Below are 14,664 nucleotides of genomic sequence, written 5' to 3'. Positions count from 1 at the left end.
TCCGGGCCGTCCGGGTGCCCGAACGGCCACCATGGGTGTCCATTTGGTTAGGGAGTGTGTTCGTGGGAATTTCGCGTGCGGTGCTGAGGGTGGTCGCGCCGGTGCTCGCGGCGGTTCCGGTCGCGGTGGCGATCCCGGCCGCCGCCGAAGCGTCGGCGCCCGCCTCCTGCTTCGACCAGTCCGTCCCGCTGACCGTCGAGGAGCAGCGCCTCACCGCGACGCTGCCCGCGGGCGGGCCCGCCGTCGGCCCCGAGCTGATCCGCCTCGCCGGGTTCGACCGGCTCGTCGACGAGTTCACCGGAAGGCTGTGCCGCACCAGGACCTCCGGTGGCGCGAAGCTGCTCGTGAAGTCGGCGGGCGACGACCTGTGGCGCACCGCGGTCGACCGCGCGCAGGGCAGGCGGCCGGGCATGGGCACGCTCGACCGCTACGACGACCGGCCCCTCTACTGGTCCCGGCTCGCGATGAGCAAGGCGCTGCGGCAGTGGGCGCCGAGGTTCGCGCTGCCGCCGTCGGCGAGGACCGCGCTGCTCACCTCGTTCGACCACGGCGCGCGCGGCCTCGAATCGGACCGGTTCCCGTTCGGCGGCGCGGCACACCGGATCCTGGTCAGCGGCTTCGACCCCTTCCAGCTCGACGGCGCCGGCGTCCGGATCTCGAACCCGGCCGGCGCGTCGGCGCTGCAGCTCGACGGCCGCGTCCTGGCGACCCCCACCGGACCGGCGCGGGTGCAGGCGGTGTCGTTCCCGGTCGTGTGGGGCTATTTCGACCAGGGCATCGTCGAGGACGCCTACGGCACCGCACTGCGCGGGCCCGGCGGCAAACCGGAGCTGATCACGACGATCAGCCAGGGCCGTCCAGGCCAGTTCGACATCGAACGCTGGGCGGGCGGCTGGCGGGGCACGGCGCCGGATAACAACCGCGCCATCAGCCCCGGCGCGGTGCCGCCCGCGGCGGGATGGCCCCAGCCCGCGGACTCGTTCATCGAAACCACGCTGCCGTACCAGCGGATGATCGACGCGGGAACCACGGGCTACCCGGTCAAGTTCAACCAGCAGTTCTGCGTCTGGCCGGACAGCGCGAAACCCGGCACCGGCACCCCGGTGTGCCGCACGGACGCGCCACGCCCCGGCGAGATCGCCGCGCAGGGCGGCGGCGGGGACTACCTGTCGAACGAATCGATGTACCGCAGCAACCGGGTGCGGGTCGGACTCGGCGCGACTTCCGTGCGGGGCGGGCACCTGCACACCCCCGTGCTCGGCCAGCCCACCGCACCGGACGCCATCACCGACGCCGATTTCGAAGCGCGGCGCAAGACCATCGCCGACCAGACCGTGGCACTGGAAACCGCCGCCGCGAGCGCACTCGGCGGGCGGGACTGACCCCTTCCCCTGCACCGTCCACATCGGACTCTGCCCAGGCACCCGGCGCACACGCGCCGCAGTGTCCACATCGGCCCCAACGGGATCGATCCGGGGTGTCCAGTTCCCCGAGCGTGGCCTTCGGACACGGGCGGCCGGTCCCGGTCAGATCAGTTCCAGCGGGTCCAGCTGGATACGGGCGGGGTCGGTTTCCTTGCGCGCCGCTCGTCCCGCCTGCGCGGCGGCGAGCGCGGCGGCCAGTGCGCGCCCGTCGCCCCGGGGGACGCGGATCAGCGCGCGCTCGCGTTCGGCGTTGCCCTCTTCGTCGACCTCCCCCACCGGCACCGGGCCCAGCACCTCCCCCGTTTCGGGCAGGGTCAGCTCGGCAAGCAGGTTCGCCACCGCGTCCGGGCTCCCTTCGACGCTGGCCATCCGCACCGCGGGCGGGAACCCGAGCTGACGGCGTTCCGCGAGCTCGTTCCCCGCCTGCCAGGCCGGGTCCCATCGCAGGAGTGCCTGCACGGGCCCGAGCGAGGCGTCCGCGCCGACGATCACCCGCCCGCCTTCGGCGCCGGGACGCACGAGCGCGGCGGCCGCCATCCAGCGGCGCAGGGTTTCTTCCGCGGCGCGGAGATCGGGCCTGCCCAGCAGCGCCCAGCCGTCGAGCAGCAGCGCGGCGCCGTACCCGCCGTCGGCGACCGGTTCCGCACCGGGCGTGCACACCACCAGCGCCGGTTTGCCCGGCACGGTCGCGAGCACCTCCTTGGCGCCGGAGGTGCGCACCGCGATGCCGGCGAACGCCCTGCCGAGCTCCTCGGCGGTCCGCTTCGCTCCGACGACGACCGCGCGCAGCCGGGGCGACCCGCACGCGGCGCACCGGAAGTTCGCGTCCGGCACCCCGCACCAGCGGCAGATCGGCGGCCTCGCGCCGCCGTCGTTCGCGCCACCGGGGAGCAGGAGCGGCCCCGCGCAGCGACGGCAGTGCGCCGGGGTGCGGCAGTGCCCGCAAGCGAGCGCGGGCACGTACCCGCGCCGGGGCACCTGCACGAGCACCGGCGCGCCGGCCCCGAGCGCCTGCCTCGCGGCTTCGAACGCCACCGAGGGCAGCCGGGCCGCCTTGGCCGCTTCGTCGCGCGCCACGTCGAAATCCTCGCCGACCGGGGTCACCCGTGGCGCGCTCGCCCGTAGCTGCTCGCGCGTGGCGCGCACCTCGTGCGCCCAGCCGGACTCGACCAGCAGCTGTGCCTCGGCGGTGCGGTTGAACCCGGCGACGAGCAGTGACGACTGCGTCGCGTGGGCTCGCAGCATCAGCACATCCCGCACCTGCGGATACGGCATGTGCGGATCGACGTGCAGGTCGTCGCCGTCGTCCCAGACCACGAACAGGCCGGGATCGGCGACCGGCGCGAACATGGCCGCCCTGGTGCCGATCGCGACCCGCACCGCGCCGCGCGACACCGCGAGCCAGCGCCGGTACCGCTCCGCCGGGCCTGCCTCCGCGGACAGCGCGACGAAAGCGTCCGGCCCCAGCGCTGCCGCGCACGCCGTGTCCAGGCGCTTGAGATCGCGCTGGTCCGGCACCACGAGCACGACGCCGCGGCCGAGCGCGGCGACCACCGCGGCCACCTCGGCCAGCCGCGCCGGCCAGTCCTCCCCGGGAAGCGCCTGCCACACCGCGTTCGCGGGGCGGCCCGCGCCGAGTGCTTCGACGAAGCTCTCCCCGCGCTGGTACCGGTGCCAGCCGGTGGTCTCCGGCGCCCGCGGCGCCTCGGCGGCCTCGCGCGGCGCCTCGGCCTCCGCCTTGCCGTGGCGCGGCGGGATCGCCAGCCGCAGCACGTCGATCAGCGAGCCGCCGTACCGCTCGGCGACCGCACGCGCGGTCTTCGCGAGCGCGGGCCCGAGCACCGGCTCGCTGGAGGTCACGCGGTCGAGGAAGGCGAGCTTGCCCTGGTGCTCGGTGGTGTCACCGCGCTCGGCGAGGAAGCCGTCGACGAGCTGCCCGGCGAACCGCACGCGCACCCGGCAGCCCGGTACCGCGGCCTCGTCGAACTTCTCCGGCACGTGGTAGTCGAAGGTGCGGTCCAGGTGCGCGAGCGGCACGTCCACCACGACGCGTGCGACCGGCGCGGTCGCGGCGGGCCGCTGCTGGCCCTTCGCGTCGCGCGCCTCCTTCGCCGCCTTGCGCGCCGGATCGGCCTTCTTCCTGGCGCGTGGCGGTTCCGGGAGGTCCCAGAGGGGTGTCGTCTCCTGGCGGCTCACCCCGTGATCTCTACCAGACGGGCCGGACAGTCCTCCGGGCGCGCTCAGGCACCCGCGAGCGACCGAAGCGCGTCGGCGCGCTGGGTGTTCTCCCACGGCAGGTCGAGGTCGGGGCGGCCGAAGTGCCCGTAGGCGGCCGTCGGCGAGTAGATCGGGCGCAGCAGGTCGAGATCGCGGATGATCGCCGCCGGACGCAGGTCGAACACCTCGGAGATGGCGCTCTGGATCTTCGTCGGGTCCACCGTCTCGGTGCCGAAGGTCTCCACGAACAGGCCGACCGGCGATGCCTTGCCGATCGCGTAGGCGACCTGCACCTCGACGCGGGAGGCCAGGCCCGCCGCGACGACGTTCTTCGCCACCCAGCGCATCGCGTAGGCCGCGGACCGGTCCACCTTCGACGGGTCCTTGCCGGAGAACGCGCCGCCACCGTGGCGTGCCATGCCGCCGTAGGTGTCCACGATGATCTTTCGGCCGGTCAGCCCGGCGTCGCCCATCGGGCCGCCGATGACGAACCGGCCGGTCGGGTTGACCAGCAGCCGCACGTCGGCGGTGTCCAGCTCCAGCTCGGCCAGCTCGGGCAGCACCACGTGCTCGCGGACGTCGACGCCGAGCATCTTGTCCAGGTCGATGCCGTCGGCGTGCTGGGTCGAGACCACCACGGTGTCGAGCTTGACCGCCTGCTCGCCCGCGTACTCGATGGTGACCTGGGTCTTGCCGTCGGGGCGCAGGTAGGGCAGCACGCCCTCGTTGCGGACCCCGGTCAGCCTGCGGGAGAGCCGGTGCGAGAGCGCGATCGGCAACGGCATCAGCTCCGGGGTGTCCGAGCAGGCGTAGCCGAACATCAGGCCCTGGTCGCCGGCGCCCTGGCGGTCGATGTCGTCGAGCGCGCCCTCGACCCGCGACTCGTGCGCGGTGTCGACGCCCTGCGCGATGTCCGGCGACTGCGACCCGATCGCGACGTTCACGCCGCACGAGTTGCCGTCGAAGCCCTTGGCGGACGAGTCGTAGCCGATCCGGAGGATCACGTCCCGCACGATGGTGGGGATGTCCGCGTAGGCCTCAGTGGTCACCTCGCCCGCGACGTGCACCTGCCCGGTGGTGATCAGCGTTTCGACGGCGACCCTGCTGCGCGGGTCCTTCGCCAGCAACGCGTCGAGGATGGAGTCGCTGATCGCATCGCAGATCTTGTCCGGATGGCCCTCGGTCACCGACTCCGAAGTGAACAGCCTGCGGTTGGACGCCGTCACGACGCTCGTCACATCCCCTCAACTCGACAATTCGTACCCAAAGCCCCCACGGCGCTGGAACGCGGCGCCTTGGTAGACAGAGCTTTCGCCGGGTTCAGCCTACTGATTTCGTTCGAGCGGTGGTCAACGCTTGACTAACGACACAACGGCATCCCACACCGCGGCGGCCAATTGCGCCTTGGAGCCCAGTGGGATAGGCCGTTCGGTGCCGTCCGCGGCGAGCAGCCAGCCCCCGTTGTCCTCGACCTCGAACGCCTTGCCGTCGCCGACGGCGTTGACGACCAGCAGGTCGCAGCCCTTGCGCTTGAGCTTGGCGCGGGCGTGTTCGAGCACGCTGCCGTGCTCGTCACCGGTTTCCGCGGCGAACCCGACGACGGCCTGCCCCTCGGGACGGGCGGCGACCAGCTCGGCGAGGATGTCCGCGTTCCGGTCCAGCACGATCGTGGGATCCGGCTGGTCGTCGGACTTCTTGATCTTGTGCTCGGCACGGCTGGCGGGCCGGAAGTCGGCGACCGCGGCGGCCATCACCACCACGTCGGCGACCTCGGCCGCCGCGTGCATGGCGACGCGCAGCTCTTCGGCCGTCGAAACGTGCTCGACGCGGGCGCCCGCGGGCTCGGACAACGCCACGGTGTGCGCGGCGACGAGCGTGACGTCGGCGCCGCGCTGGGCGGCGACCCTGGCCAGCGCGTAGCCCTGCTTGCCGGACGAGCGGTTGCCGAGGTAGCGCACCGGGTCGAGCGGCTCCCTGGTGCCGCCGGCGGACACGACGACCTTGAGGCCGTCCAGGTCGCGGGGCAGCGCGGCGGGCTCGGCCAGCAGCAGCCTGGCGACGTCGACGATCTCGCGGGGGTCGGCGAGCCTGCCCTTGCCGGTGTCGACGCCGGTCAGCCTGCCCGCGGCGGGCTCGGTGACCACGGTCCCGCGGCGGCGCAGCGCGGCGACGTTGTCCCTGGTCGCCGGGTGCTCCCACATCTCGGTGTGCATCGCGGGGAAGAACACGACCGGGCACCGCGCGGTGAGCAGGGTGTTCGTCAGCAGGTCGTCGGCGATGCCGTGCGCCGCCTTCGCGATCAGGTTCGCGGTCGCCGGGACGACGAGCACGAGATCGGCTTCCTTGCCGACGCGGACGTGCTGGACCTCGGGCACCTCGGTGAACACCCCGGTGTGCACGGGGTGCCCGGACAGCGCCTCGAAGGTGGCCGCGCCGACGAACCGCAGCGCGGCTTCGGTGGGGACCACGCGGACGTCGTGACCGGATTCGGTCAGCCCGCGCAGCACCTCACACGCCTTGTAGGCGGCGATGCCGCCGCCCACACCGAGTACGACTCGGGGTTTACTCACCCTCGGTGTGCTCGAGCAGACCGGCGTGGATCTCGCGCAGCGCGATCGACAGCGGCTTCTCGCGCGGGCCCGGCTCCACGAGCGGGCCGACGTACTCGAGCAGGCCCTCGCCGAGCTGGGCGTAGTAGTCGTTGATCTGGCGGGCGCGCTTCGCGGCGTAGATCGCCAGCGCGTACTTGGAGCTGACCTTCTCGAGCAGGTCGTCGATGGGGGGGTTGGTGATGCCCTCGAGCTCTTCTAGGGCACCCAGCGTCGTGGTCACTCGTGTCGCTCCCGGTGTATCGCAGTATCTCAGTATCGCAGTATCGCAGATCAAGCTTTTGAATCGTCAGTGAGCAATCTTAGCAACTCCGCCGCCGCGTCCTTGACGTCGGCGTTCACCACGCGCGCGTCGAACTCCCCCGCGGCGGCCAGCTCGCGCTCCGCCTCGGCGAGCCTGGCCTGCACGGCGGCCTCCTCCTCGGTTCCCCTGCCGGTGAGCCTGCCGACCAGTTCCTCCCACGACGGCGGCATCAGCATGACCAGCCTCGCCTCCGGCATCGCCGCGCGGACCTGGCGCGCGCCCTGCAGCTCGATCTCGAGGATCGCCGGCTTGCCCGCCGCCAGCGCCCGCTCCACGGGTTCGCGCGGGGTGCCGTAGCAGTTGCCCGCGAACTCGGCGTATTCGAGCAACCGGCCGCCCGCGGCCATCTCGTCGAAGGTCGCGCGGTCGATGAAGTGGTAGTGCCGTCCGTCCACCTCGCCCGGCCTCGGCTTGCGCGTGGTCACCGAGACGCTGAAGTAGATGTCCGGTTCGAGCAGCCGCAGCTGCGCGACGACGCTGGACTTGCCCACTCCGGAAGGCCCCGAAACGACGGTGAGCCGGTGCTGGGCACGTTGTCCCAGCACCGGCTCACCGGCTGGACCTGAGCCGGCCGCTGCCGCGCCGCCCTGTCCGTTCTCGGTCACTCGGCGCTGAACTCCGAAAGCAGAGCCTTGCGCTGACGGTCGCCCAGCCCGCGCAGACGGCGGCTGGGTGCGATCTCGAGACGCTCCATGGTCTGCTGTGCCCGCACCTTGCCGACGCCGGGAAGTGCCTCGAGCAGAGCCGAGACCTTCATCTTGCCGAGGACCTCGTCCTCGTCGGCCTGCTTCAGCACGTCGGTCAGAGTGGTACCGCCTCGCTTCAGGCGCTCCTTGAGCTCGGCACGGGCACGACGAGCGGCAGCGGCCTTCTCCAGCGCTGCCTTACGCTGCTCGTCGGTCAGCTGGGGAAGTGCCACGTTTTCCTCCGTAGTACTCAAATTCCGGGTGGGTGACGCGACGGTACCCACCCCTGACCACCCGCCACAATGCGGGGGTGGCCGCTAGGTTGCCAGGACAGGGCCTGATATTGGCCCGATCCCACCGTCCGCGAACCCCTGTCCCGCGAGTGATTCCTGTACGCGCACCACGGCTTCACGCAGCGCGACCGGGTCCGGACCATGCCTCAGGATGTCCCGTGAGGACGCGGGGAGCACGCCGGGCAGTCCTGGGCCGAAAACCCGGCGAAGGTCGGCCACAGTGGCCCCCTGCGCTCCGAAACCGGGCGCCAGCACGGGTCCGTTGAGCCCGCCGAGGTCGAGTTCCCCTGCGGGCACGGTCGCCCCGACCACGACGCCGACATCGCCGAGCGGGGCAACCCCCTCGTTCCACCGCGCCACCTCGTCCACAATGGACTGTGCGACGGTTTTCCCGTTGGGCAGCAACGCGTTCTGCACCGCCGCGCTCTCCGGGTTCGACGTCCTGGCGAGCACGATCACACCGCGTCCCGCCGCGCGCGCGAGCTCGACCGTCTGCGCGAGCGAGCCGGCTCCGAGGTACGGCGACACCGTGATCGCGTCCGCGGTGAGCGGTGCGCCGTCGGCGACGTAGGCGCCGGCGTATGCGCCCATCGTCGACCCGATATCGCCCCGTTTGACGTCGAGCAGGACGAGCGCGCCCGCCGCGCGCGCGTGCTCCTGCACGCGCGTCAGCACGGCGATTCCCGGTGCCCCGAACGCCTCGAAGAACGCCGACTGGGGTTTCACCACCGCCACCCGCTCGGCGAGCACGTCGACCGCGGTGAGCGCGAACTTTTCCAGTCCGCCCGCGTCGCGGGGCAGGCCCCATGCGTCGAGCAGGCCGGGATGCGGGTCGATACCGGCGCACAGCGGGCCGCGCGCCAGCACCGCCTCGGCCAGCCTTGCGCCGAACCCCGCCGACCGCGCGGTCACGACTGCGCCCGCAGCGCCGCCTGGAGCTCCTGCAGCGACTTGACCCCGATATCGCCCCTGATCAGTGCCTCGATGCCGTGCACGGCCGCCGAGGCGCCCTGGACCGTGGTGATGCACGGGATGTCCCGCGCGACCGCCGCCGTCCTGATCTCGTAGCCGTCCACGCGGGGCCCGCTGTTGCCGTACGGGGTGTTGATCACCATGTCCACCCCGCCGGCCAGCACCAGCTCGACGATGTTCTTCCCGGTATCGGATTCGGCCGACTCGTAGTGCTTGCGGACCACGGTCGCCGACACGCCGTTGCGGCGCAGCACCTCGGCGGTGCCCGAGGTCGCGAGGATCTCGAACCCGAGGTCGGCGAGCCGCTTCACCGGGAAGACCAGCGAACGCTTGTCCCGGTTGGCGACCGAGACGAACACGCGCCCCGAGGTGGGCAGCGACCCGTACGCGCCGGTCTGGGACTTCGCGAACGCCTTGCCGAAGGAGACGTCGACGCCCATCACCTCGCCGGTCGACTTCATCTCCGGCCCGAGCAGCGAGTCCACCCCGTGGCCCTCCGGGGTGCGGAACCGGTGGAACGGCAGCACGGCCTCCTTGACCGCGACCGGCGAGTCGGCGGGCATCATCCCGCCGTCGCCATCGGCGGGGAGCACCCCGCTGCCGCGCAGGTCCTTGATCGAGGAGCCGGTCATGACGAGCGCGGCCGCCTTGGCGAGCGGGACCGCGGTGGCCTTCGAGACGAACGGGACGGTCCGGCTGGCCCTGGGGTTCGCTTCGAGGACGTAGAGCACGTCGTCCTTGAGCGCGTACTGGACGTTGAGCAGCCCGCGAACGCCGACTCCGCGCGCGATCGCCTCCGTCGAGCGGCGAACCGCGTCGAGATCGGTGCGGCCGAGCGTGATGGGCGGCAGCGCGCACGAGGAGTCGCCGGAGTGGATCCCGGCCTCCTCGATGTGCTCCATGACCCCGCCGAGGAACAGCTCCTCGCCGTCGAAGAGCGCGTCGACGTCGATTTCGATCGCGTCGTCGAGGAACCGGTCGACCAGTACCGGGTGCTCCGGCGAAACCTCGGTCGCCCGCTCGATGTAGCCCTCGAGCGACGCCTCGTCGTAGACGATCTCCATGCCCCGCCCGCCGAGCACGTACGACGGGCGCACGAGCACCGGGTAGCCGATCTCGTCGGCGATCCGCTTGGCGCCGTCGAACGATGTCGCGGTGCCGTAGCGCGGCGCGGGCAGCCCGGCGGCGCGCAGCACCTCGCCGAACGCGCCCCTGTCCTCGGCGAGGTGGATCGCCTCGGGTGAGGTGCCGACGACCGGCACGCCCGCGTCGGCGAGCTTCTGCGCGAGGCTCAGCGGGGTCTGCCCGCCCAGCTGCACGATGACGCCGGCGACGGTGCCGGACTCCTGCTCCGCGTGCACCACTTCGAGCACGTCCTCGAAGGACAGCGGCTCGAAGTAGAGCCGGTCGGACGTGTCGTAGTCGGTGGAGACGGTTTCGGGGTTGCAGTTGACCATCACGGCCTCGAACCCGGCCTCGCGCAACGCGATCGCCGCGTGCACGCACGAGTAGTCGAACTCGATGCCCTGCCCGATCCGGTTCGGCCCGGAGCCGAGGATCAGCACCTTCCGCTTTTCCCGCTGCGGCGCCACTTCGGACTCGGCTGCGGGATCGGCTTCGTAGGCGGAGTAGTGGTACGGCGTGTTCGCGGCGAACTCGGCGGCGCAGGTGTCCACGGTCTTGAACACCGGCCGCACCCCGAGCCGGTGGCGCAGCGCGCGGACTCCGTTCTCCCCGGCCAGCTCCGGCCGCAGCGCGGCGATCTGCCGGTCGGACAGGCCGGTGCGCTTGGCGCGGCGCAGCAGCGAGCCGTCGAGCACCGGCGCCTCGCGGACCTCGGCGCCGACCTCGCCGATGAGCGCGATCTGGTCGATGAACCACGGGTCGACGCCGCTCGCCTCGTGCACCTGCTCGACGGTCGCACCGAGCCGCAGCGCGCGCTCCACCGCGTAGAGCCTGCCTTCGTGCGCCGTCCGCAGCGAGTCCAAAGTGGACTCCAGTGTGGCGCCGGCTGGATCGGGCACGGTCCAGAAGCCGGTCGCCTTGGTGTCGATCGACCGCATCGCCTTGCCGAGCGCCTCGGGGAAGCTGCGACCGAAGGACATCGCCTCGCCGACGCTCTTCATGGTCGTGGTGAGCGTCGGATCGGCACCGGGGAACTTCTCGAAGGCGAACCGCGGCATCTTCACCACGACGTAGTCCAGCGCGGGCTCGAACGACGCGGGCGTCTCGCCGGTGATGTCGTTGCGGATCTCGTCGAGGGTGTAGCCGACGGCGAGCTTCGCGGCGATCTTGGCGATCGGGAACCCGGTCGCCTTCGACGCCAGCGCGCTCGACCGCGAGACGCGGGGGTTCATCTCGATGACGACCATGCGGCCGTCACGCGGGTTGATCGCGAACTGGATGTTGCAGCCGCCCGTTTCCACGCCCACCGCGCGGAGCACGTCGATGCCGACGTCGCGCATGTGCTGGTACTCGCGGTCGGTCAGCGTCATCGCGGGCGCGACCGTGACCGAGTCGCCGGTGTGCACGCCCATCGCGTCGATGTTCTCGATCGAGCAGATGATCACGACGTTGTCGCGCTTGTCGCGCATCAGCTCGAGCTCGTACTCCTTCCAGCCGAGCACGCTCTCCTCGATGAGCACCTCGGTCACCGGGCTCTCCTCGAGCCCGACCGACGCGAGCCGGTCCAGCTCTTCGGCGGTGTGCGCCATGCCGGAGCCGAGCCCGCCCATGGTGAACGAGGGGCGGATGACCACCGGCAGGCCGAGTTCGGCGACCGTCGAGCGGACCTCGTCCATGGTGTTGCACACCGCGCTGCGCGGGACCTCGGCGCCGATCTGGCGCACGATGTCCTTGAACTTCTGGCGGTCCTCGCCGCGCTGGATCGCGTCGATGTCGGCGCCGATCAGCTCGACCCCGTACTTCTCCAGCACCCCGCGCTCGTGCAGGGCGACCGCGCAGTTCAGCGCCGTCTGCCCGCCAAGGGTGGCGAGCACCGCGTCGGGACGCTCGGCCGCGATGACCTTCTCGACGAACTCGGCGGTCACCGGCTCGATGTAGGTGGCGTCGGCGAACTCGGGATCGGTCATGATCGTCGCCGGGTTCGAGTTGACCAGGCTGACGCGCAGGCCCTCCTCGCGCAGCACCCGGCACGCCTGCGTGCCGGAGTAGTCGAACTCGGCGGCCTGGCCGATCACGATCGGCCCGGAACCGATCACGAGCACGTGCTCGATGTCTGTCCTCTTTGGCATTAGCTTCCCTCACTCACCAGGCGCCGCAGACCGTCGCGGAACACCTGAAAACTCCTGGAACGATTGGCTTCTACGTCCATGTGCACGCCGATGCCGACCGCCGCCTTGACTTTGGCCAGATGATCGCGGTGATAGCCATTCGACTTCAGTACGTGTTCCAGCGCCCTCAATGCCTTCCCGGTCGCGTCGGGGTCGCGGTACCGAGCCTGCTCGCCGAGATTTGCTGGCACCCGCGGGTAGGCCGCGCACAACGCCGGAACATCTCCGAGGAACCACGACTCCAGCTCGTCGATCGCTATCCGGAACAGCACAGCACTGCGCGGTAGTCCCGCGTCGTCGGCGATCCGGACCAGCTTCCGCTTGAGTTCGGCGCAATCATCGAGATCACGGTCGATGACGACCACGATCCTGAGCAACTCCCACTCAAGCCTGACCGCGTAACCCTTCAGCAGACCGGGCAGCCTTTTGAGCAGATCCTGCTTCCCCTGGAACTGCACTATTTCGAACGGGACGTTCGGAACGATCTTCGGCAAGATCACTCCCAGCGCCTGTTTCGTCGACGGCTCTTCGACTAGCAACTGCACCGTGACCTCCGCATCGGTCACCGTGGCCGTCCGGAACGGGTCAGCGGGTCGCCGACACCGAAGTAGCCTTCGGTCCACAAGCTGCCAAGCAGCCCACCGGCTTCGAGCATGGCGACCAAAGACCGATTCTCAGCGGCTCGTCTCACTTCCGCGAAACCCTGGTCGTTCCGGAACATCATCCAGACCTCGTCCGGGTGCAACGCGTCCACGAAATACGGCGAGTGAGTGGCGACCACCACTTGGCCGGTCTCCGCGGCGGCCATCCTGGCGTCCTCCGCAAGCAGGTAGGGCAGGCTCGGGTGAACCTGGTTCTCGGGTTCCTCCATGAACAGCACCGAGGCTTGGTCCTGCAAGGCAACGAGATAGCCCAGTAGTTTGAGCGTTCCATCGGAAATGTGGTCCGGAAGAATCGGCTGCCCGGCTCGTTGTTCGCGCAACCGAACGATCTGGCTGCCGTCACCGAGGCTGAAGGGTTCGATGTCCACGAGCCCCGGTACGTACCGCCGAAGGGAGCCGAGGATCTTCGCCCAGGCATCCGGACGTTGTTGTCGCAGACGCCGCACCACAACCGCCACGTTGTCTCCCGACGAGGAAAGCCGTGCGGTCCGGCTCTTCGTGCGAACTCCTTTTCGCATCAGCTCGACATCGAGGTCGGACACTTGGCACCGGGAAACGAACTTGAGGAAGGCAGCCACCTGGGGATTCGTGGCCACCTGCCCGATCGCCACGACACCGAGCACGTCCTGCCCCACGAGTTCAGTCGCGTTACCCGCTGCTCCGGGGACCTTGACCGTTCCCGCTCCCCGGTGGAACTCAAGTACGTCCACCGACTGGTCCTGGCCCGCTTCCCGCCAGGTCAACCGCTCCTCCACGATGACCGGAGCGCCATCCTCCTCATCCACCGCGAGACGGTAGTCGTATGAATCGCCCTCGACCCGGCAACCAAACTCGACTTGGACCGGACCAGTCGATTCACGTGTGCGTGTTTCGGCGACCCCACCACGGCGTTCCCATGCCTCGGCGAATCCTCCGGTGAACGACTCCACGATCAACCGAAGCGCGTCGAAAACCGTCGACTTTCCACTCCCGTTGGGGCCGAGCAACGCGGTGATCGGCGTGAGATCGTACAACTCCACGTCCCGCAGGACGCGGAAGTTGCGGATCCGCAGCCGTTCGATCCCGTTGAGAAGGCCAGTCATTTGGCCTTCTCCATCAGGCTCACGAACTCGTCGAACAGGGGCGCCGCGTCGTGCGGGCCCGCGGCGGCCTCGGGGTGGTACTGCACCGAGAACGCCGGGACGTCCGAGCAGCGGACGCCTTCGACGGTGTCGTCGTTCGGGCAGTAGTGGCTGATCTGCGCGCTGCCGAAGGGCGAGTCGAACCGCTGGCCCGGCTCGCCTTCGAGGGCGAAGCCGTGGTTCTGCGCGGTGATCGCCACCGCGCCGGTGGCCACGTCGATCACCGGGATGTTGATGCCGCGGTGCCCGTAGCGCATCTTGTAGGTGCCCAGCCCCAGCGCGCGGCCGAGGATCTGGTTGCCGAAGCAGATGCCGAACGTCGGGATCCGCCGCCCCAGCACCGCCTTCGTCAGCTCCGTCGCGTGGTCCTCGGTCGCCGGGTCGCCCGGCCCGTTCGAGAGGAACACCCCGTCCGGTTCGATCGCGAGCAGCTCGTCGAGCGTGCTCGTCAGCGGCAGCACGTGCACCTCGATCCCGCGCTCGTTCATCAGGCGCGGGGTGTTGGACTTGATCCCGAGATCCAGCGCGGCCACCCGGAACCGCCGCTCCCCCGGTGCGGGCACCACGTACGGCGCCTTCGTGGTGACCTCGCCCGCCAGGCGCGCGCCCTTCATCGACGGGCTCGCCAGCACCTCGGCGACCATCTCGTCGTCCTCGCGCAGTGCGTCACCGGAGAACACCCCCGCCCGCATGGCGCCGTGCTCGCGCAGGTGCCTGGTCAGGGTGCGGGTGTCGATCTCGGCGATGCCGACGATCTCCTGCGCGGTCAGCTCGGAGTCCAGCGAGCGGCGCGAGCGCCAGTTCGACGGCGTGCGCGCGGGGTCGCGCACCACGTACCCGCTGACCCAGATCCTCGCCGACTCGTCGTCCTCGTCGTTCCAGCCGGTGTTGCCGATCTGCGGTGCGGTCTGCACCACGATCTGGCGGTGGTAGGACGGATCGGTCAGCGTCTCCTGGTACCCGGTCATGCCGGTGCAGAACACCGCCTCGCCGAGCGTCCTGCCGCGCGCACCGTAGGGGACGCCGCGAAAGATGCGGCCGTCCTCGAGTACCAGTGCCGCGGGCTCACGATTTCCCGTCATC

General features: G+C 70.7%; 12 protein-coding genes. 1 reads left to right on the top strand and 11 read right to left on the bottom strand.

Features of this window, described 5'->3' with window-relative positions:
- The first annotated feature begins 62 nt into the window (after positions 1-62).
- On the top strand, positions 63-1,382 hold the full coding sequence (locus ABD256_RS37960) for a pyroglutamyl-peptidase I (protein ID WP_344430120.1): 1,320 nt from the start codon (positions 63-65) through the stop codon (positions 1,380-1,382).
- 144 nt (positions 1,383-1,526) lie between these two features.
- Here ABD256_RS37960 and ABD256_RS37955 read toward each other — a convergent pair whose 3' ends face one another.
- The 11 genes from ABD256_RS37955 to carA form a co-directional block, all read right to left on the bottom strand.
- Entirely contained in the window at positions 1,527-3,620 is a 2,094-nt protein-coding gene (locus ABD256_RS37955; RefSeq protein WP_344430118.1) for a primosomal protein N', read from the bottom strand.
- A gap of 44 nt (positions 3,621-3,664) precedes the next feature.
- Positions 3,665-4,867 carry a methionine adenosyltransferase gene (gene metK / locus ABD256_RS37950; RefSeq protein ID WP_344430116.1) on the bottom strand — a complete coding sequence of 401 codons (1,203 nt, stop codon included), beginning with the start codon at positions 4,865-4,867 and terminating at the stop codon, positions 3,665-3,667.
- Positions 4,868-4,990: 123 nt separating this feature from the next.
- A complete protein-coding gene (gene coaBC / locus ABD256_RS37945) occupies positions 4,991-6,211 on the bottom strand; it encodes a bifunctional phosphopantothenoylcysteine decarboxylase/phosphopantothenate--cysteine ligase CoaBC (protein ID WP_344430114.1) in 1,221 nt (406 codons plus the stop codon).
- On the bottom strand, positions 6,204-6,473 hold the full coding sequence (gene rpoZ / locus ABD256_RS37940) for a DNA-directed RNA polymerase subunit omega (RefSeq protein ID WP_215543730.1): 270 nt from the start codon (positions 6,471-6,473) through the stop codon (positions 6,204-6,206). Before rpoZ ends, coaBC begins: the two co-directional genes overlap by 8 nt.
- Positions 6,474-6,523: 50 nt before the next feature.
- Complete coding sequence (gene gmk / locus ABD256_RS37935; protein ID WP_344430110.1) at positions 6,524-7,159, bottom strand: guanylate kinase; 636 nt, start codon at positions 7,157-7,159, stop codon at positions 6,524-6,526.
- A complete protein-coding gene (gene mihF / locus ABD256_RS37930; protein ID WP_215543728.1) occupies positions 7,156-7,473 on the bottom strand; it encodes an integration host factor, actinobacterial type in 318 nt (105 codons plus the stop codon). The genes gmk and mihF overlap by 4 nt, the downstream gene beginning before the upstream one ends.
- A gap of 84 nt (positions 7,474-7,557) precedes the next feature.
- Positions 7,558-8,445 (bottom strand): orotidine-5'-phosphate decarboxylase, encoded by an 888-nt coding sequence (pyrF, locus tag ABD256_RS37925; protein ID WP_344430107.1) that lies wholly within the window; start codon positions 8,443-8,445, stop codon positions 7,558-7,560.
- Positions 8,442-11,759 (bottom strand): carbamoyl-phosphate synthase large subunit, encoded by a 3,318-nt coding sequence (carB, locus tag ABD256_RS37920; RefSeq protein ID WP_344430105.1) that lies wholly within the window; start codon positions 11,757-11,759, stop codon positions 8,442-8,444. The genes pyrF and carB overlap by 4 nt, the downstream gene beginning before the upstream one ends.
- A complete protein-coding gene (locus tag ABD256_RS37915) occupies positions 11,759-12,364 on the bottom strand; it encodes a DUF4276 family protein (RefSeq protein ID WP_344430103.1) in 606 nt (201 codons plus the stop codon). The genes carB and ABD256_RS37915 overlap by 1 nt, the downstream gene beginning before the upstream one ends.
- Entirely contained in the window at positions 12,361-13,542 is a 1,182-nt protein-coding gene (locus tag ABD256_RS37910) for an AAA family ATPase (protein WP_344430101.1), read from the bottom strand. The genes ABD256_RS37915 and ABD256_RS37910 overlap by 4 nt, the downstream gene beginning before the upstream one ends.
- A complete protein-coding gene (gene carA / locus ABD256_RS37905) occupies positions 13,539-14,663 on the bottom strand; it encodes a glutamine-hydrolyzing carbamoyl-phosphate synthase small subunit (RefSeq protein WP_344430099.1) in 1,125 nt (374 codons plus the stop codon). Before carA ends, ABD256_RS37910 begins: the two co-directional genes overlap by 4 nt.
- Position 14,664: the final 1 nt, after the last annotated feature.

It is taken from the genome of Amycolatopsis minnesotensis (assembly GCF_039529815.1).
In the GTDB taxonomy this organism is placed as follows: Bacteria; Actinomycetota; Actinomycetes; order Mycobacteriales; family Pseudonocardiaceae; genus Amycolatopsis; species Amycolatopsis minnesotensis.
This window is presented reverse-complemented; position numbering and strand designations above follow the sequence as displayed.

Bases quoted from the DNA above. Each gene is read 5' to 3' on its own strand.
- carB (WP_344430105.1), bottom strand. From the start codon at position 11,759: ATGCCAAAGAGGACAGACATCGAGCACGTGCTCGTGATCGGTTCCGGG.
- ABD256_RS37910 (WP_344430101.1), bottom strand. From the start codon at position 13,542: ATGACTGGCCTTCTCAACGGGATCGAACGGCTGCGGATCCGCAACTTC.
- carA (WP_344430099.1), bottom strand. From the start codon at position 14,663: ATGACGGGAAATCGTGAGCCCGCGGCACTGGTACTCGAGGACGGCCGC.